The 18,124-nt window shown below is 73.4% G+C and carries 14 protein-coding genes; 13 read left to right on the forward strand and 1 reads right to left on the reverse strand.

Annotated features, from left to right (window positions below):
* Positions 1–136: 136 nt before the first annotated feature.
* A complete protein-coding gene (locus tag HD601_RS08660) occupies positions 137–1,636 on the reverse strand; it encodes a CCA tRNA nucleotidyltransferase (protein ID WP_184821053.1) in 1,500 nt (499 codons plus the stop codon).
* Between the two features lie 182 nt (positions 1,637–1,818).
* Between HD601_RS08660 and HD601_RS08665 the strand changes: the two genes are divergently transcribed.
* The 13 genes from HD601_RS08665 to HD601_RS08725 all read left to right on the forward strand — a co-directional run bounded on the left by HD601_RS08665 (position 1,819) and on the right by HD601_RS08725 (position 18,083).
* On the forward strand, positions 1,819–2,280 hold the full coding sequence (locus tag HD601_RS08665; RefSeq protein WP_425503381.1) for an NUDIX hydrolase: 462 nt from the start codon (positions 1,819–1,821) through the stop codon (positions 2,278–2,280).
* Positions 2,277–4,481, forward strand: a complete 2,205-nt coding sequence (locus tag HD601_RS08670; protein WP_184821055.1) for a DUF6049 family protein — start codon at positions 2,277–2,279, stop codon at positions 4,479–4,481. Before HD601_RS08665 ends, HD601_RS08670 begins: the two co-directional genes overlap by 4 nt.
* A complete protein-coding gene (gene murJ, locus HD601_RS35550; protein ID WP_184821057.1) occupies positions 4,478–7,996 on the forward strand; it encodes a murein biosynthesis integral membrane protein MurJ in 3,519 nt (1,172 codons plus the stop codon). Before HD601_RS08670 ends, murJ begins: the two co-directional genes overlap by 4 nt.
* 23 nt (positions 7,997–8,019) lie before the next feature.
* On the forward strand, positions 8,020–8,658 hold the full coding sequence (gene sigM, locus HD601_RS08680; RefSeq protein ID WP_221440715.1) for an RNA polymerase sigma factor SigM: 639 nt from the start codon (positions 8,020–8,022) through the stop codon (positions 8,656–8,658).
* Entirely contained in the window at positions 8,655–9,476 is an 822-nt protein-coding gene (locus HD601_RS08685) for an anti-sigma factor family protein (protein WP_184821059.1), read from the forward strand. The genes sigM and HD601_RS08685 overlap by 4 nt, the downstream gene beginning before the upstream one ends.
* Positions 9,477–9,562: 86 nt before the next feature.
* Complete coding sequence (gene trxB, locus HD601_RS08690; RefSeq protein ID WP_184821060.1) at positions 9,563–10,531, forward strand: thioredoxin-disulfide reductase; 969 nt, start codon at positions 9,563–9,565, stop codon at positions 10,529–10,531.
* A gap of 49 nt (positions 10,532–10,580) precedes the next feature.
* Positions 10,581–10,904 (forward strand): thioredoxin, encoded by a 324-nt coding sequence (gene trxA / locus HD601_RS08695; RefSeq protein ID WP_184821061.1) that lies wholly within the window; start codon positions 10,581–10,583, stop codon positions 10,902–10,904.
* A gap of 385 nt (positions 10,905–11,289) precedes the next feature.
* Positions 11,290–11,778, forward strand: coding sequence for a hypothetical protein (locus HD601_RS08700; protein ID WP_184821062.1), 489 nt, complete (start codon positions 11,290–11,292; stop codon positions 11,776–11,778).
* 234 nt (positions 11,779–12,012) lie between these two features.
* On the forward strand, positions 12,013–14,796 hold the full coding sequence (locus tag HD601_RS08705) for an FtsK/SpoIIIE domain-containing protein (protein ID WP_184821063.1): 2,784 nt from the start codon (positions 12,013–12,015) through the stop codon (positions 14,794–14,796).
* Complete coding sequence (locus HD601_RS08710) at positions 14,793–15,668, forward strand: hypothetical protein (RefSeq protein WP_184821064.1); 876 nt, start codon at positions 14,793–14,795, stop codon at positions 15,666–15,668. The genes HD601_RS08705 and HD601_RS08710 overlap by 4 nt, the downstream gene beginning before the upstream one ends.
* Before the next feature lie 105 nt (positions 15,669–15,773).
* On the forward strand, positions 15,774–16,379 hold the full coding sequence (locus HD601_RS08715) for an Mce/MlaD family protein (RefSeq protein WP_184821066.1): 606 nt from the start codon (positions 15,774–15,776) through the stop codon (positions 16,377–16,379).
* A gap of 2 nt (positions 16,380–16,381) precedes the next feature.
* Positions 16,382–16,783, forward strand: a complete 402-nt coding sequence (locus HD601_RS08720; protein ID WP_184821068.1) for a hypothetical protein — start codon at positions 16,382–16,384, stop codon at positions 16,781–16,783.
* A 67-nt stretch (positions 16,784–16,850) separates the two neighbouring features.
* Positions 16,851–18,083: a GNAT family N-acetyltransferase gene (locus HD601_RS08725; RefSeq protein WP_184821070.1), complete on the forward strand. Its 1,233-nt coding sequence runs from the start codon at positions 16,851–16,853 to the stop codon at positions 18,081–18,083.
* Positions 18,084–18,124 lie beyond the last annotated feature (41 nt).

Genomic DNA, 18,124 nt, shown 5'->3' on the forward strand with positions numbered 1-18,124 from the left:
GCGGGGCGGACGCAACCACACCGCGGGTGCGCCGGCGGTTCGCGGAGCCGGCGTAAAAGTGGCCGCGCTGGATGGACACCTCGGTTGGTCGCAGAGCCGGCACAGCGAACCGCCGGCGCCCCCGCCCCAACCCGAGTCAGGCCCGACCTTCCGGCTGCTCACCCCACCAGCGCAACAGTTCCGCGCGCGCCTCGTCCTCGGGCAGGACCCCGTGGTCGAGCCGGACCTCGAGCATGTGGTGGTACGCCCGCCCGACCAGCGGACCCGGGGCGATGCCCAGGATCTGCATGATCTGGTTGCCGTCGAGGTCGGGCCGGATGGCGGCCAGCTCCTCTTCCTCGGCCAGCCGCGTGATGCGCTCCTCGAGGCTGTCGTACGACTGCTGCAGGGCCAGGGCCTTGCGCCGGTTGCGCGTCGTGCAGTCGGCGCGGGTCAGCACGTGCAGGCGCTCGAGCTCGTCGCCGGCGTCGCGGACGTAACGGCGCACCGCGGAGTCGGTCCACTCGCCGCCGCCGTAGCCGTGGAAGCGCAGGTGCAGCTGGATGAGATCGGCCACGCTGTCGATGACGGCGGACGGGTAGCGCAGCGCCGTGAGCCGCTTGCGCACCAGCTTCGCGCCGACCACGTCGTGGTGGTGGAAGCTCACGCCGCCGCCGGGCTCGAACTTGCGCGTGCGCGGCTTGCCGATGTCGTGCAGCAGCGCGGCCAGGCGGGCGACGAGGTCGGGACCGCCGCCGGGCAGCCGCCGCTCCAGCTCGATGGCCTGCTCGAGCACCGTCAGCGAGTGCTCGTAGACGTCCTTGTGCCGGTGGTGCTCGTCGATCTCGAGGCGCAGCGCCGGCAGCTCGGGCAGCACGTGGCCGGCGATGCCGGTGTCGACCAGCAGCGTCAGCCCGGTGCGCGGCGTCGGCGAGAGCAGCAGCTTCGTCAGCTCGTCGCGGACCCGTTCGGCCGACACGATCTCGATGCGCCCGGCCATGTCGGTCATGGCGGCGACCACCTCGGGGGCCACCTCGAAGCCCAACTGCGAGGCGAACCGCGCCGCGCGCATCATGCGCAGGGGGTCGTCGGAGAACGACTGCTCCGGCGTGCCGGGCGTGCGGATGAGCCGCTTGCCGAGGTCGGCCAGCCCGCCGTGGGGGTCGACGAACTCGCGGCCGGGCAGCAGCACCGCCATGGCGTTGACGGTGAAGTCGCGGCGCACGAGGTCGTCGGTGATGGACGTGCCGTAGGCGACCGCCGGCTTGCGGCTGGTCGGGTCGTAGCTGTCGGCGCGGTACGTGGTGACCTCGATCTGGAAGCCGTCCTTGGTGCCGCCGATGGTGCCGAACTTCTGCCCGACGTCCCAGAGGTTGTCGGTCCACCCCGCCAGCAGGCGCTTCGTCTCTTCGGGACGGGCCGACGTGGTGAAGTCGAGGTCCTGGCCCAGCCGGTCGAGCAGGGCGTCGCGGACCGAGCCCCCGACGAGCGCCAGCTCGTGTCCGGCGGCCTGGAACCGGGCCCCCAGCTCGTCGGCCACGGGAGCGATGCGCAGGAGCTGCCGCACCGCCTGCCGCTGGGCCTTCGAGAGCACGTGGGTCGCCGCTTCCTTCGTTCCGATCACGACGGACCAGCCTAAGGGTCGGAGGGCTCCCATTCCCAACCGTGACGCAGCTGCGCAGCCAGCGGCCGCATCCCGGCTACTCTGGACGTATGCCCGGCTCGCCGTCCTCGCCAGCCGACGGTCCGCACCATCGGCGACGTCGGGGGACGAGGCGACGGCGCAAGGCGAGCCGGCCGAGGCTGCGCACCGTCCGAGAGACCTCAGCGGGCGGGCTCGTGGTCGACCACTACGAACACCCGTCGAGCGTCGCCCTCATCGGCCGCATCGACCGGCGCGGGCGGCTCGAGTGGGTGTTGCCCAAGGGACACGTCGAAGCAGGTGAAACGCCCGAGGAAGCTGCGGTGCGGGAGGTATCGGAGGAAACTGGTCTGCAGTCGAGGGTCGTCACCGCGGTCGGCGACATCGACTACTGGTTCGTGGCGGACAATCGGAGGATCCACAAGACGGTGCACCACTTTCTCCTCGAGGCCACCGGTGGGAGTCTGAGCACCGACGACGTGGAGGTGAGCGAAGTGGCGTGGGTGCCACTGGACGAACTGGCCGGCCGCATGCGCTATGCGTCCGAGCGCCGGCTGGCCCGGCGGCTGCGCGAGCTGCTGCCGTCCGTGCCCCCGTCCGGCGACGAGCCCGCCGCCGTCCTCGAGCCAGGCCGCGGCGCTCCGAAGGACGTGCCATGAGGCTGCCCGGCCTCCGACCACTCGCCGCGATCACCGCACCCGTCGCCGTCGCCGCCGCGGCGCTGCTGGCACCCGGCGCCGCGGTCGCCGCTCCGGCGCGGGTCACGGCCGAGGCCAAGCCCGCCCCCAGCGAGGGCATGGCCGCCGAGAACGCGTTCACCGGGGTCAGCCCCAGTGTGCTGACCCCCGCCGACGACACCCTCACCCTGAGCGGCACCATCCGCAACACCGGCGAGGTGCCGCTCGTCGACGTCCAGGTGCTGCCGCGGTTCAGCCGCGTGCCGCTGGAGCAGCGCACCGACGTCCGTCAGGTGGCCGCCGACCCCGAGGTGCGTCCCGGGCGGCGCTACGTCGAGGCGTTCGCCGAGGTCACCGACGTGCTCGAGCCCGGCGAGACCCGCACGTACGACCTCGACATCCCGGCCGAGCTGCTCGCCTTCGACCAGGCCGGCGTCTACGCGGTCGGGGTCGACGTCCGCGTCGACGGCCCCGACGGCGGCCCCCGGGTCACCGTCGCGACCACCCGGACCGTCGTGCCGTACGTCAGCCCCGAAGACCTCCCCTCCGTGCCGGTGGGCGTGCTGTGGCCGCTCGCCGCCCCGCGGCCCACCCTGACCCCCGACGGCACGCTCACCGACGACACGCTGGCCGAAGAGCTGGCGTCCGGCGGTCCGCTGTCGGACCTGCTGGTGGGCGCCGCCGACGCGCCGGTCACCTGGGCCGTCGACCCCGACCTGCTGCGCACCGCCGGCCAGATGTCCGACGGCTACCAGGTCGCGTCGTCGTCCGGGCCTGTCGACGGACCGCAGGCCGGCGTCGATGCCGCCGGCGACTGGCTGGAGCTGTTCGACCTCACCACCCGCGACCACGACGTCTGGATGCTGCCGTACGCACTGCCCGACTTCGCGGCGTTCGAGCAGCACGACCCCGCCCTGGCCGCCGAGCTGGCCCAGGAGTCGCTGGCAGCCGCCGACACCGCGGGTCAGGGGCTGTCGCAGGCCACTACGGGCGTGGCCTGGCTCGACGGCGGCTCCGTCACCGAGAACGTGCTGACCACGCTCGCCGAGGCCGGCGCCCGGACCGTCGTGGTGCCGGGTGACGCCGTCGAGCCCGGCGACGCCGGTGCGCTCGGCGACCTCTCCGCGGGCGAGGACGGCCTGCGGACGGTGGCCGCCGGCACCGGGCTGAGCAGCGCCGTGGCCGACGCCGCCGCTGACGACGACCCCGCCGCGGGCGCCGCCGACCTGCGGCAGCGCTGGGTCGCCGAGACCGCCATGGTCGCGCTGGCCGCGGCTCGCGACGACACCGCTCCCCCGTTGATGGTCGCCGCCCCGCCGGTGCGCTGGCGCCCCGACGAGCGCGTGCTGCAGAGCGTCCTCGACACCTGGACCTCCACACCGTGGGTCGAGCCGGTCGGCCTCAGCGGCGCCGTCGAGGCCGAGGCGGCGCCGGAGGTTTCGCCGTCGCCCACCGAGGGCACGACCATGCTGCCCGAAGCCAGTGTCGCCGCCACGGCCCAGCTGCGCGACGACGCCACGCAGTACAGCACGCTGCTGGCCGACCCCGAGGACGTGACCCCCGCGCTCACCCTGGCCACCCTGCGCTCGGCGTCGACCGGCTGGCGCTCCGACCCGGAGACCAGCGTCTCCTACGCGCGGGGCATCGCCAGGGAGCTCGCCGGGCGGCTGCAGCAGGTCAGCGTCAACGTCCCCGAGTCGGTCACGCTGTCCAGCAGGGCCGGCTCGTTCCCGCTCACCCTCACCAACGAGCTCGACGACCCCGTCAACGTGCGCGTCGAGGTCCAGTCCGACAACCCCGACCGCCTGCGCATCACCGAGGTGCCCCGGCAGGAGATGGCGGCCGGCGAGCAGGTCCTGGTCGAGATCACCGCCGAGGCCGCCGCCAACGGCCGGGTGCCCATCGAGGTGCAGCTGACCACCGACGACGGCCGGCCCATCGGCCCCGCCGTGCCCACCGTCGTCAACGCCACCGAGTACGGCACCATCGGCTGGCTCATCGTGGGCGCCGCGGGCGCGCTGTTCGCCGCCGCCATCGCCCGGCGCATGCTGCGCAGCCGGCGGCAGCAGCCCCGGGGCCGCCGCCGCGGCGTCGCGCCCGACGAGCCGCCGGGCCTCCCCGCCGAGGCCGCGCTCCCCGACCTGCCCGCGGAGGCGAGGCCGACCCAGGAGGCCGCGCGGTGACCGCGACGCAAGAGCCGCCCCGCAGCTCCGGGCTGCTGGGCTCCAGCGCCATCATGGCCGCCGGGACCGTGGTCTCGCGGCTCACCGGTTTCGCGCGCGCGGCGGTCATCGCGGCGGCCATCGGCCTGACGGCGGCCACGGCCGACGTGTTCAACGTGCCGAACGTGCTGCCGAACATGATCTACATCCTGGTCGGCGGCGGCGTGCTCAACTCCGTCCTGGTCCCGGTGCTGGTCCGTGCCATCAAGAACGACGCCGACGGCGGCCAGGCGTTCTCGCAACGGCTGTTCAGCCTGGCGGTGACGGTGCTCGGGCTGGCCACGCTGCTGGCGGTGCTGGCCGCGCCCTGGCTGATGCAGCTGATCGTCGACGACCGCTTCCTGCAGCCGGACATGCGGCCGTACTTCGACAACATGGTCATGTTCGCCCGGTTCTGCCTGCCGCAGATCTTCTTCTACGGGCTGTACGTGCTCATCGGCCAGATGCTCAACGCCAAGGGCCGGTTCGGCCCCATGATGTGGTCGCCGATCCTCAACAACCTCGTCGCCATCGCCGTGTTCGGCGTCTTCCTCGTCGTCTACGGCACCCAGGGGTTCGAGCCGTTCACCACCACCCAGACGCTCCTGCTGGGGGTCGGCTCCACGCTCGGCGTCGTGGCCCAGGCCGTCATCCTGATCCCGGTGCTTCGCAAGACCGGGTTCTCACTCCGCTTCCGCACCGACTGGCGCGGCCAGGGGCTGGGCGAGTCCGTGCGGCTGGGGCTGTGGACCGTCGCGTTCGTGGTGGTCAACCAGCTGGCCTACCTGGTCGTGGTGAAGGTCGCGTCGGGCGCCAGCAGCGTCAGCGCGGGCGACGCCGGGGCCGGCTACTCGGTGTACGCCAACGCCATGCTGATCATGATGGTGCCGCACTCCATCATCACGGTGTCACTGGCGACGGCGCTGCTGCCGCGGCTGTCCGACCTCGCCTCCGACGGCCACCTCGACGAGGTCCGCGAGAAGCTGGTCGCGGCGCTGCGCATGTGCCTGGCGGTCATCATCCCGCTGGGTGCCCTCATGGCGGCGCTGGCGTTCCCGCTGACGGCGATGATCTTCGACTACGGCTCGGCCGGCGGGCAGACCGGACGGCTCGCGCTGACGCTGGTCCTGCTGATGCCGGGCCTGGTCGGGTTCACGGTCCACTACCTAGTCCTGCGCGGCTTCTACGCGATGCAGGACACCAAGACGCCGTTCTACACCCAGATCTGGGTGTCGGCGGTGATCATGATCGGCGCCGTCGGGGTCGCCGTCGCCGCGCCGGGCGCCCAGTACGTCACCATGGCGCTGGCCGGCGGCTACAGCCTCGCCTACATCGTCGGCGCCACCGTCGGCGCCGTACGGCTGCAGCAGCGCATCGGCACGCTCGGTGGCGGCCAGCTGGTCCAGCACGTCATCCGGCTGCTCATCCACTCCGCCATCGCCGCCGCGCTGGCCTGGCTGGTGTGGCGCGGCTGGACCGGACTCGGCGTCAGCGACGCGCTGCCCTCGCTGCTGGCCCGCATGATCGAGCTGTTCCTCGGCGGCACGGTGGGCGTCGTCACGTTCGTCGGCCTCGCCTACGCGTTCCGTGTGGCCGAGGTGCGCAGCGCCGTCGCCATGGTGCTGGCCCGCGTACGCGGCCGCGGACGGCCGGCCGGCGCCGTCGACCCCGGCGACCTCCTCGAGGACACCGCCGAGTACCACATCCCGATCGAGACCGGCACGCTCAGCATCTTCCGCCGCCCGGTCGACCCCGACATGACGTCGGAGTTCTTCCTCGACGAGACCCTGCCCGGCGTGCCGAGCTTCTTCGACACCCACGCCGGCGGCTACCGCGACCGCGCCGGCGTCGGCGGTGCGGCCGCTCTCGGGCTCGACGCGGTCCGCGACGGCGCGCGCGTGGTCCAGCCGCTGCCGGGCACCCGGCCGGGGGCGCCGCCCGAGGCCGCCGTCGCGCACCGCGGGCCCGGTCCGGGCGTGCGACGCACGGTCGCCGGGCGCTACCGGTTCGAGCGGCTGCTCGAGGACGCCGACGGCGTGCAGTCCTGGCAGGCGGTCGACGACGTCCTGCGGCGGGCCGTGTTCGTCCAGGCCATCTCGCTCGACGACCTGCGGGCGCCCGGCTTCGCCACCGCGGCGCGCGTCTCGTCCACCGTCTCCGATCCCCGGTTCCTGCGCATCCTCGACGTCGGCACCGACGAGGTCGCCTACGTCGTGCGCGAGTGGACCCCCGGGCAGAGCCTGGCGGCGCTGCTGGCCGGCGGTGCGTTCCACCCGGAGCAGGCGGCCGCCGTCGGGCGCGAGGTGGCCGAGGCGATGTCCACGGCGCACGCCCAGGGGCTGGCGCACCGGCACCTCGACCCCACGCTGGTGTTCGTCACGGCCGACGGCTCGGTGAAGATCGCCGGGCTCGAGACGGAGTTCGCGCTGCGCGGGCCGGCCCAGACGCCGTGCGCCCCCACCGACCCGTCCCACCCGAGCCCGGCCGAGCTCGACGCCATCGGCATCGGCTGCGTCCTCTACGCCGCGCTGACGGCGCGCTGGCCCATCGGCACGCCCGGCGGGCTGGCGCCCGCGCCGCTCATCGACGGCCGGCTCGCGTCGCCGCGGCAGGTCCGCCCCGGCGTGCCGCGACTCCTCGACGCCGTCGCCGACCGCTCCATCGGGCACGCCCGGCGTCACCACGCGACACCGCTGGTCACTCCGCTGGCCGTGGCCACCGAGCTGGCGAACGGCTCGCGCAACCACCACCGCGCCGTGGTGGCCGACGAAGCCGTGGTCGCAGCGCCGCCGGCCCTGCTCGAGGAGCCGGGCACCCCGCCGCCGGCCAGCCGCGTCGAGGCACTGCGGGAACGGCGCAAGTCCGGCCGCACGGCCCGGCTGCTCGGCGTCATGGCGGCCATGCTGCTGCTGGTCGGCGCCACGCTGGTGGGCCTGCAGCTGCTGCTCGGCGCCATCGACGACGCCGGCGACGACGACCCCGTGCCCACGACCAGCGCCACCGACGGCGCCACCACGCCGTCCGAGGACACACCGGCGGCCGACCCGACGCCCGTCCAGCTGGCCGGCGCCGACGACTTCGACCCCCTCGGCAACGGCGAGGAGAACCCGAGCGACGTCGAGAACGTCTTCGACGGCGACCCCGAGACCACCTGGGAGACCGTCAACTACTACGACCCGCTCGAGGACCAGAAGGACGGCGTCGGCATCTACCTCGACCTCGGGCAGGTCGCCTCGGTGCGCGAGGTCCGGCTGACACTGCTCAACGCCGGCGCGAACGTCGAGCTGCGGGCCGCCCCCGAGGACGCCACCCAGGCACCCGGCGATCTCGACGACTGGACCGCCATCGACACCGTCGAGGACGCCGAGCAGAATGTCACGCGCACGCTCGACGAGCCCGTGAGCACGCGCTATCTCCTCGTGTGGTTCACTCAGTTGCCTCGGTTGGACGATGGCAACTACCGAAGCGGCATAGCCGAAGCGGAGGTACTGGGGTGACGCAGCCCTCGCCCGGTCCCCGGGTGCCTGACGAGGAGCTCCTGCGCCGGCACGTCGACGGCGATCCCGACGCCTTCGGCGAGCTGGTCACACGACACCAGGACCGCATGTGGGCGGTCGCGCTGCGCACGCTCGGCGACCCCCACGACGCCGCCGACGCGCTGCAGGACGCCATGATCAACGCGTTCCGCCGGGCGGGGTCGTTCCGGTCCGAGTCCGCCGTCACCACGTGGCTGCACCGCATCGTCGTCAACGCCTGCCTCGACCGCGTCCGGCACGCCGCGGCCCGCCCGGCCGACCCCGTCGCGTTCGACGGCACCGAGATCCCGGGCGTCGCGCCGGCCACCGAGCCGTCCGCCGATCCCGCCGAGCGGACCGCCCTGCGCGTCGACCTCGAGCAGGCGCTCGCCTCGCTCCCCGCCGAACAGCGGCTCCCGCTGGTCCTCGTCGACGTCGAGGGCTACCCCGTCGCCGAGGCGGCCGAGATGCTGGGGCTCCCGGTCGGCACGGTCAAGAGCCGCTGCGCGCGGGCCAGGGCCAAGCTGGTCCCGCTGCTGGCCCCCGGTCGGCTGAGCACCACGGGCAACGCCACCGGGAACCAAGGACCCGGTGGCGACGTCCCATTTGGGACGTCGCGTGGAAAGGGAGGTGAGCATCGGTGAGCGGTACCGAGGCCCATCCGCCTACCCATGTGCTGGCCGAACTGGCCGAAGGCGTCCTCGACGACGCGCAGGCGCGCGAGGTCCGCGCCCATGTCGACCAGTGCCTCGACTGCCAGGCCTCCATCGACGAGCTGGCCCGGGTCACCGTCTCGCTGGGCGCCCTGCCGGCCGAGCTTCCCATCCCCGAGTTCGTCGCCGCGCGCATCTCGCACGCGCTGGCCGCTGAGCAGGCGGGCGGCGGCACCACGACGGCCGCGTCGGCCGTGGGAGCACCAGGGCCCGAGGGCGGCACCGTCGCCTGGTTCCGGCGCCGGCTCCCCCAGGGCCTCGCGGCGGCCGCCAGTGTCGCCGTCGTCGGCTTGGCCGGATACGTCGTCGTCAGCGGCGGCACCGGCGGTGGGAACGACAGCGCCGGTGACGGCGGCGCCGAGGTCGCCGCGGGGGCGGCGCCGAGCGACAGCAGCAGCATCGACTCGCAGCGGGCCGGGCCGTCGGTGCGGCCCTACACCGCGTCGGGCGACAGCTTCTCGACCACACTCCCGGATGCGGCCCAGGAAGAGGACAGCGACGTCGACACCGCCGAGCTGACGGCCGCCGTCGCGACCGTGGTCCAGCAGCAGTCGGCCGCCCGCCTGGGCTGCGGCCAGAACCTCGCCGACGAGCAGAGCCTTCCGCTGGTCGGCTCGGCCACCGATTTCGCCGGTGTGGTCGTGGTCCTCGACGCCGGCAACGAGTACGAGGGCTGGCTCGTGCCCACGTGCAACTCGGTCTCCACGGAGGAGATCGTCGACCACGTTCTGGTGCCGAAGCCGGAGTAGCACCCGGCAACCACCCCGCCGGGAATGCCGACCGCCTAGGATCCGTTGGGGCAGATGAACCAACGAGACGCTAGGAAGGCACAGGCGTGACAGACATCCGTGACCTGATCATCATCGGTTCCGGGCCGGCCGGGTACACGGCCGCTGTGTACGCTGCCCGGGCGCGGCTCGAGCCGCTGCTCCTCGAGGGCGAGGTCAGCTGGGGCGGCGCTCTCATGAACACCACCGAGGTCGAGAACTACCCCGGCTTCCGCGACGGCATCATCGGCCCGGCGCTCATGGACGAGATGCGCGCCCAGGCCGAGCGGTTCGGCGCCGAGATCCTCACCCGCGACGCCATCGAGGTCGACCTCACCGGTGATGTGAAGTCCGTCACCGACAGCGAGGGCACCGTGCACCGCGCCCGCGCCGTCATCATCGCCACCGGCTCCGGCTACCGCGAGCTCGGCCTGACGAACGAGAAGCGGCTCTCCGGGCACGGTGTGTCGTGGTGTGCCACCTGTGACGGGTTCTTCTTCCGCGAACAGGACATCGCCGTGGTCGGCGGTGGCGACTCCGCCATGGAGGAGGCCACGTTCCTGACCCGGTTCGCGCGCAAGGTCTACGTCATCCACCGCCGCGACTCCCTCCGGGCCTCCAAGGTCATGCAGGAGCGGGCGCTCGCGAACGAGAAGATCGAGTTCCTGTGGAACACCGAGGTCCTCGACGTCATGGGCGACGAGAAGGTCAGCGGGCTGCGGCTGCGCGACACCGTCACCGGCGCCGAGCGTGAGCTCCCCGTCACCGGGCTGTTCATCGCCATCGGCCACGATCCTCGCTCCGAGCTGTTCAAGGGTCAGGTCCGCCTCGACGAAGAGGGCTACGTCCTCGTCGACGCCCCGTCCACCCGGACCGAGATCGCCGGTGTGTTCGCCGCCGGCGACGTCGTCGACCACACCTACCGGCAGGCCGTCACGGCGGCCGGCACCGGCTGCCAGGCCGCGCTCGACGCCGAGCGGTACCTCGCCGAGCTCGACGACGCCCGCGCCACCAAGCCCGAGCTCGTCGTCTCCTGACGACCCGAGCTCCGTCACCAGAGAAGCGCCCACCATCAAGGAGTCCCACATGGGCAACATCCAGCACGTCACCAGCGCCGACTTCGACCAGAAGGTACTCCAGAGCGACAAGCCCGTCCTCGTCGACTTCTGGGCCGAGTGGTGCGGGCCGTGCCGCATGATCGCCCCGGTGCTCGAGGAGATCGCGAACTCGCAGGACAAGCTCGAGATCGTCAAGCTGAACGTCGACGAGAACCCCGAGATCGCCGCCAGTTATCGCATCACCTCGATCCCGGCCCTCAACGTCTACTCGGGCGGTCAGGTCGTGAAGCAGATCGTCGGCGCGAAGCCGAAGGCCGCTCTCCTCAACGACCTCGCCGACTACGTGGGCTGACGCCCTCGGGCCATCAGACGGCACGCGCAACGGCCGCAACCGGCGCCCGCCGGCGGACGATTCGTCCGCCCGGCGGGCGTCGTCGTCTGTGGGGTCGTTCCGAGCGGCATCGGCCGATCGGCGGACCTACTCATCCGTCCGGACGAAAAATCATTCGGACATAACCGTCACAATCGCCGTAAAAAGACGTTGTAGCGCGTACTAGCTTGCTCCGGACCTCTTGCCTCGGGGACCGAAACCGACATTGAATGTCGTATCCGCAGAAACGAGCCGCTCCGTTTGCCGAGTCCTCAGTTCTCCCGGATCATCTCGTCACGGAAGTCCTTGCTAGGACACCTACCGTGTCAGTGACCGGGGCTCCTGGGACGTCAGGCGAGAGGTGTACATGGAATACAGAGACGATTTGGTGAACGCCGAGAACGCCGCCGTCGAGGCCTACACCTCGATGGCGGTGCGGCAGACCAAGCTGTTGCTGCTCGGCATAGGCACGATGATCGCCTCGATCGTGGCGATCATCCTGGCCGCGCTGGCGACGCTCGCCGACCTGGCGGGCATCGCCGACCTGCACGCGGCCTTCATCCCCGTGGCGGTCGTCGGCCTCGCCTGTGGCGGCGTCGACTTCATCGCCCGCCGCCGCGACAACGACTACGTCGCCGGGTGGGCCACGGTGGTCGGCCAGGGCGCACTGACGGGTGCGGGAGCCATTGCTCTGCTCGGATGGTTCTCGGCGGACCTCTGGGTGCTCGGAGTTGGCCTTGCCATCGGAATGGTAACCAGTTCGATCTTGGTCAAGTATCCCGAATGGGAAACCGAAGCGGAAATGCTCGAACGATTCGTCCGAGTTCCCGATGACGGTGAGAACGATTTCTTCTGAACCTCGCCCGTTCGGTTGACCCCGGAGCACCATTGCCGGCCGACACCCCGGAGTCGGCCGGCCGCGTCATGCCCCGCCCCGCCCCGCATCGCGCCCCCCGTCGCCGACGCCACGCTGACGCCGTCGCCGCCCGCGGTTGATCCGCCCGGCACAGAAGCTCCGCCCTTCCCGGTCACAAACCGGCCATCCCGCGCACTTTCGTAGGGGACAGGCACCTCGACAGGAAGGGCAGGCATGCGCCTCACCGCCCTCCGTCCCGGTCTCCTCCGCGGCCCGGACCCCGACGACGACGGCCCCGCCGCTCTGGCGAACGCCGTCCAGGCGACCGAGGATGCCGCCCTGCACCTGCGCGCGCTCGCCGACACCGCGGCCCAGCGCGAAAGGCACCGGCTCGCCGAGGACCAGCAGTCCATCGCCCGCGAGTCGCGCCGCCGGCAGGCCAGGTCGCACGCCTCGCTGCTCGCCGCCGCCGACCGCGTCCGCCTCGACATCACCGAGCTGCTCGGTCGCGGCCCCGGCTACGCCCACGAGGGCTGGGAGTCCCCGCTCTGGACCGAGCCGTACGACCAGCCCGTCGACGTCGCGCAGGTGGTCCGGGCGGCCACGCTCGGCCTCGCGTCCCCCAGCAACATCGTCGAGCTGCCGTTCGTGCTGCCCGCGCTCGGCGGCAACGTCGTCATCACCCACGCGCCGGGCGGGCGCGCGCCCGCGCACAACCTCGCCCAGGCGTTCGCCACCCGCGCGCTCGCGTCGGCGCTGCCCGGCTCGCTGCGGCTGCACCTGCTCGACCCCGGTGGCCTGGGGCAGAACCTCGGCATCCTCAGCCGGCTGCCCGAGCCCCTGGTCGCGGGCGGCGTCCGGGCCACGCACGAAGAGGTCTCCGCCGAGCTGCGGGCGCTGCGCGAGCACGTCCACCGCCTCAACAGCCAGGTGCTGCTCGGCGACGACGACTCCCTGGTCACCCGCTGGCACCAGGGCACCGCTCAGGGCATCCCGTGCGCGCTGGTGCTCGCCGCCGGGCTCGGCCCGCACCTCACCGCCGACGACGCCCAGCAGCTCTGGTCGCTGGCGCGGACGGGCAACCGCTGCGGCGTGGCGGTGGTCGCCGTCATCGACGCCGATCGCGAGCTGCCGCCGGGTGTGGCCATCGCCGACCTCCTCGAGACCGCCGAGCACATCCACGTCGACCACGAGGGCGGCGCCACCTGGGAGTCCTCGCCTCCGGTGCTGCTGCACAACGCCCGCGTCCGCTGTCCCAACCCGCCCGGCTCCGCCCAGCACCGGTTCCTCACCACCATCCTGGGGCCGGCGGTACGCAGCGGTGTCAACCGTCCGGTCGTGCTCTCGGAACTGCTCCCCGCCGAGCCCGCCGGCTCGGGGTCGACGATGACGCGCGTCGGCGCCGTCGTCGGACAGGCGGCCGACGGCTCCCCCATCGAACTCACCGTCGGCGACGACGAAGGCGTGGCCATCGGCGGCATCGTGGTCGGGCCGTCCGGCTCCGGCAAGACCACCCTGCTGCACGCGTTCATCCACGCGCTGGTCCGCCGGTACCCGCCCGAGGAGCTCGAGCTGTACCTGCTCGACATGAAGGCCGGCGTCGAGTTCGCCGAGTACGCGCCCCGGCCCGGCCGGCCCGCGCTGCCGCACGTGCGCGCCGTCGGCATCGAGGCCGACGCCACGTTCGCCCTCGGGGTGCTGCGCCACCTCGCCGACGTCGACGCCGAGCGCAAGCAGCTGTTCAAGCAGGCGTCCGCCGACACCGGCCACGAGATCAAGAACATCGCGCAGTACCGCGAGGTCACCGGCCGGGTGCTGCCGCGCGTGCTGTTCGTCGCCGACGAGTTCCAGCTCATGCTCGCCGGCCCCACCGAGGACACCGCCTGGGACACCCTCGACGTCCTGGTCAAGCAGGGCCGCAGCCAGGGCATCCACGTGCTGCTGGCCACCCAGAGCCTCAACTCCGTCGGCTCCGGCCGCGCCGCGCAGAAGGCGTCGGTGTTCGACCAGCTCGAGCTGCGGGTCGGGCTGCGGTGCAAGCCCGACGAGCTGAGCATCCTGTTCGACCGCACCGTCCGCGACCGCCTCGACACCGGCCGGCGCGGGTCCGGCGTGCTCAACCAGGCCCGCGGCGACAAAGACGCCGACCAGCTGTTCCAGGGCGGCCTGCTCGACGCCGACGACCGGCGGCGCATCCGCGACGGCGTGGTCGCCCGGTACGGCACCGACCCCCGCATCCGGGTCAGCCGCGGCACCGGCGGCGTCGAGGTCGCCGACGTCGCGCCCGTCCTGGCGTCGGCCCCGCTGCCGACGGTGTACGTGGGCGCCCCCGTCGGGGTGTCGCCGCCGCTCGTGGGCGTGCCGGCCCGGCCCGGCGACGGCCGCGGCCTGCTGCTCGCCGGTCGCGACGAGGCACACGCGGTATCGGCGGTCAGCGGTGTGCTGGCGGGGCTTGCGCTGCAGCCGGGCTGCGACGACGCCGGCTTCGTCGTCGTCGACCTCCTGCCCGGGCGGATTCCCGGACGGCGCCCGCTCGACCACGTGGTCGACTGGCTCGGCGACCGCGCCGTCGTCCTGGGCGAGGACCGGCTCGACGACCTCCCGTCGGTGGCGGGCGGCCGCTCCGGGCCGGTGTTCGTCGCCGTCCTCGGGCTGCAGTACAGCGAGGCCGAAGCGCCCATGTACACCGACGAGCCGCACCCGTTCGGCTGGCTGTGCGGCACCGGGCCGGCGCAGTCGGTGTTCCCGATCGTCTGGCTCGACACCCCCGACCGGCGCCGCAAGCTCGGCCAGCACGCCGATCGCCTGCAGCTGCGCGCCGACGCCGGTGGCGACCTCATCGACACCACCTCCTTCCTGGGCGTCCGCCCGCCGTTCCCCGCCACCCGCGGCCGGCTCTGGTTCCACGACCTCGCCGGCGACGCCGACCCCGTCCTCCTCGATCCCCTGCAGGCCGGGTCGGTGCTGCCGGAGCCGCGGGTCGTGCCGGTCGCACCCGGGCTCGGAGCACTCCAGTGACCGCCGACCTCGAGTTCGGCACGTCCGACGACCACGGCACGGCACCGCGGCCGGGCCAGGGCGATCGGGCGACGGGCGGTCCCGGTGCCGTTGGTGCTCCGGACCGAGCGGCCGGGCGGGCGGAGCAGCCGATGCGCGGTCCCGCGATGCGCGGCTACTGCGCCGCCCTGGCCCGCTTCACGTCGTCGGTGCAGAGCACCGAGCAACTGCTGCGCAACGACGACGCCGGCACCCGCGAGGACACCGAGCAGCGCGAGCTGACGTCCACCTCCCGGCTGCGCGGCATCGAGCGTGCCGCCCACGCCGCCGACGACGGCCTCGACCACGGCGCCTCCGTCCGGTCCGCGCACGGCCTCCCCCTGCGCGCCTCCTCCTGGGGCACCGACGACGACTCCCCGACGGCGGCCGCCGAAGCCGAGGGGACCGCCCTCGATGGCGGGCTCGACCGGTTGCGCCGTGCGGCGGGCGGTGCCGATCTCGGCGTAGCGCTGACCTCGCTCGGGCGCCGCCGCGACGCGCTGCGGCTGGCCGAAGAGGAGTTCACCGGCTGGCTGGCGGCGCGCGACCAGCAGACCCGGCGCATCTGTCTGGGCGCCGCGGTCGGCGCGGGGCTGGCCGGCTCCGCCGTCATGGCCGTCGCCGGCTCGCGCCTGTCCGCCGCCCTGTCGCTCGCGCTGCTGGTGCTCTGCACGCTGGCCGTCGTCGCGGTCGGGGTCGGGGTGGCGGCCGCACGCCGGTCGCCGCGGGTGTGCCGGGGCGCCGGGCTCGCGCGCCGGCCGCATCCCCTGGGGCTGGCCCGGTACGCCGCGCAGGTCGGTGGCCTGGCCCTGCTCGCCCTCGCGGCGGCCAACATCGGGGCCGGCGCCCTCTGAATTGCTGCAAGGTGTCACATTCGCCGATCCGAAACCACCTACAGAAGTAGACGGCCCGCCCGATCCCGGCGGTTGCGGGCCACAGACCCAGAAGGGCGGCGTCCGATGCCGAGCATCAAGGAATCCGGCGAGATCCTCATCGACGTCTCCGCGGGGCTCTCCCGCGGCGGCGAAGAGACCTCGCGCGGGCTCACCGAGCTGGAGCAGAAGGCCAATGCGGCCATCGAGGCGCTGCGCGACCTCCGGGCGCCGGCCGAGGAGGCGAAGGCCGCCACCGCACGGCTGCGCGCCCGGGCCGAGAAGGCGCGGGCCAAGTTCGAAGAGCTCGAGCGCGCCGCGGCGCTCACCGAGGACGGCGCCCGCCTGCTCCAGTCCGCCTGCGACGACCTCCAGCGCGGCGACGCCGACCTCGCCGCCGTCTTCGAGCCGCAGATCCGCCCCATCGCGGCACAGGTCACCCAGTTCACCGACAGCCTGCGGCAGAGCGCCGACCAGCTCGAGCGCGCCGTCGACGGCGTCGCCGAGGGCGCTCAGCAGATCGGCCGCAGCACCGACCAGATCCTCGACAGCGGCGAGCAGATCACCAAGGGCGCCGGCCAGGTCACCACCAACCTCGCGCAGGTCAAGAAGCGGCTCGGGCAGGTCATCCCGGCCGCGGCCAAGGCCATCCGCGACCGCGGCCGCGAGGCCGTCCACGTCGCCCGGCGGTAACGGTGTACCTGCCGCCGGCCGGGGCCGCCCCGGAGCTCGAGGGCGAGGTCCGGGCGCTCGAGAAGTCGCTCGGGGCGCTGCGGGCCGCCATCGCGCAGGCGGTCCGCGGCCGCGACGACACCGAGGCCGACCTCGGCCACCTCCGGCGCCGGCTCGCCACGAAGATCGCCGAGGCGCTCCCCGACGACGCCGCCATCCGCGGCCGCCTCGACTCCGCCATCGACTCCGCGTTCGCCACCGCGCGCACCACGCTGGCGGCGCACTGGCAAGAGATCACCGACACCCTCACCGACGCCTGCACGAAGGTCGACGGCGAGCTGACGGCGAAACGGCGGGCCCATGCACGGGCGGAGGAGGAGTCGCGCGAGCAGCGGCGACAGCGCGAGCGGCTCACCGCCGGCTGAGCGCACGATTCCCGATGGCCACGGAAATCCTCTGGCCCGGCCCAGGACCATGCGCTAGACAAGGACGGTGACGAACGACGAGCTGGTCCTGCGGACCGCCACCGACGACGACTACACCGAGCTCGAGGCGCACATCCACGGCGCCTTCCTCGACGACGTCGACGAGGACACCGCCGACCTGAACCGGCTGGTGTTCGAGCCCGACCGGACCCAGCTGATGACCGACGGGGGCAGCATCATCGGCTCCGGGCTGGTCATCACGCGCGACATGAGCGTCCCGGGGGCGGTCGTCCCGGCCGCGCACGTCACCGGCGTCGGGGTGGCGACCACTCACCGGCGGCGCGGCGTGCTCACGGCGCTGATGAACGCCATGCTCACCGAGGCGCACGGCCGCGGCACCGAGCCGTTCGCGGTGCTGTGGGCCAGCGAGGGCGCCATCTACGGCCGGTACGGCTACGGGCTGGCGTCGTCGCGGGTGTCGTACGAGGTCTCCGTTCGCGACACCGCGGTCGTCGGCGCCCTGCCCGACGGCGCCCAGCTGCGGCGCGCCGTCACCCGCGACGTGCTCGACGTCATCGCGCCCCTCTACGACCGCGTCCGCGCCGTGCGACCGGGTCTGTCCAGCCGGCCCGGCAAGTGGTGGGAGTACCTCACGGCCGACCCCAAGGGCTGGCGCCGCGGCATGACCGCGGAGCGCACCGTGCTGTTCGAGGACGACGGCGGCGTCCGCGGCTACGCCCGCTACCGCGCCAAGGCCGGCTGGGGCGACACCGGGCCCGACGGCGAGATCCGCATCACCGAGCTGCTGGCCGAGACCCCCGAGGCGCACGCCGCGCTCTGGCGGTTCCTCACGACCATCGACCTCGTCCGCACGGTCAGGTACAACCACGGCCCGGTCGACGACCCGCTGCCGCACCTGGTCACCAACCCCGACGGCCTGATCGGGTCGGCCGACAGCGCGCTGTGGGTCCGCATCCTCGACGTCCCAGGCGCGCTGACCGCCCGCCGTTACGCCGCCCCCGTCGACGTCGTGCTCGAGGTCACCGACGGCTCCTTCGCCGGCAACGCGGGCCGCTGGCGGCTGACCGTTTCCCCCTCGTCGGCCGACGTCGCGCGCACCGACGCCGAGGCCGACCTGGCGCTGGACGTCCGGGCGCTCGGCTCGCTCTACCTGGGTGGCGTGTCGGCGGCCACGCTGGCGGCCGGCGGCCTGGTCACCGAGCGGACTCCCGGGGCCGTGGCTCGGGTCGCGACGGCGTTCGGCTGGCACCGCGCCCCGGTGACGGTCGAGGTCTTCTGACCGAGCGCGGCTTGTCGCGGGGGTTCGGGGAGTGCCGTCCC

Origin of the sequence: Jiangella mangrovi, from assembly GCF_014204975.1 — a bacterium.
GTDB lineage: Bacteria > Actinomycetota > Actinomycetes > Jiangellales > Jiangellaceae > Jiangella > Jiangella mangrovi.

Bases quoted from the DNA above. Each gene is read 5' to 3' on its own strand.
- HD601_RS08660 (WP_184821053.1), bottom strand. From the start codon at position 1,636: ATGGGAGCCCTCCGACCCTTAGGCTGGTCCGTCGTGATCGGAACGAAG.
- HD601_RS08670 (WP_184821055.1), top strand. From the start codon at position 2,277: ATGAGGCTGCCCGGCCTCCGACCACTCGCCGCGATCACCGCACCCGTC.
- trxA (WP_184821061.1), top strand. From the start codon at position 10,581: ATGGGCAACATCCAGCACGTCACCAGCGCCGACTTCGACCAGAAGGTA.
- HD601_RS08700 (WP_184821062.1), top strand. From the start codon at position 11,290: ATGGAATACAGAGACGATTTGGTGAACGCCGAGAACGCCGCCGTCGAG.
- HD601_RS08705 (WP_184821063.1), top strand. From the start codon at position 12,013: ATGCGCCTCACCGCCCTCCGTCCCGGTCTCCTCCGCGGCCCGGACCCC.
- HD601_RS08715 (WP_184821066.1), top strand. From the start codon at position 15,774: ATGCCGAGCATCAAGGAATCCGGCGAGATCCTCATCGACGTCTCCGCG.